A 379-nucleotide genomic window follows, 5' to 3' on the forward strand; every position below is an offset into this window, starting at 1 on the left:
AATGCTTACAACGTCGCTATGGACCTTGTAGGACTCGAACCTACGACCGGACGGTTATGAGCCGTCTGCTCTAACCAACTGAGCTAAAGGTCCAGGCTCTATAAAAATCGCGGCGGAGGGGATCGAACCCCCGACCTCCCGGGTATGAACCGGACGCTCTAGCCAGCTGAGCTACACCGCGAAAAAGAAACTTTCATATTAAAATTTAAAATGAAATGGAGCCTAGCGGGATCGAACCGCTGACCTCCTGCGTGCAAAGCAGGCGCTCTCCCAGCTGAGCTAAGGCCCCTTTTTATAACTATCGGGAAGACAGGATTCGAACCTGCGACCCCTTGGTCCCAAACCAAGTGCTCTACCAAGCTGAGCTACTTCCCGTTAA

The 379-nt window shown here is 52.2% G+C and carries 4 tRNA genes; all 4 read right to left on the reverse strand.

The features are described 5' to 3' along the window. Positions 1–19: 19 nt before the first annotated feature. A tRNA-Ile gene (locus AB3I20_RS12745) sits at positions 20–93 on the reverse strand. Positions 94–107: 14 nt separating this feature from the next. Further along, positions 108–181, reverse strand: a tRNA-Met gene (locus tag AB3I20_RS12750). 35 nt (positions 182–216) lie between these two features. After that, positions 217–289: transfer RNA gene (locus AB3I20_RS12755), tRNA-Ala, on the reverse strand. A 12-nt stretch (positions 290–301) separates the two neighbouring features. After that, positions 302–375 (reverse strand) — tRNA-Pro (locus AB3I20_RS12760). Positions 376–379: the final 4 nt, after the last annotated feature.

This window comes from Enterococcus sp. C50, assembly GCF_040887505.1.
GTDB classification, from domain to species: domain Bacteria; phylum Bacillota; class Bacilli; order Lactobacillales; family Enterococcaceae; genus Enterococcus_B; species Enterococcus_B thailandicus.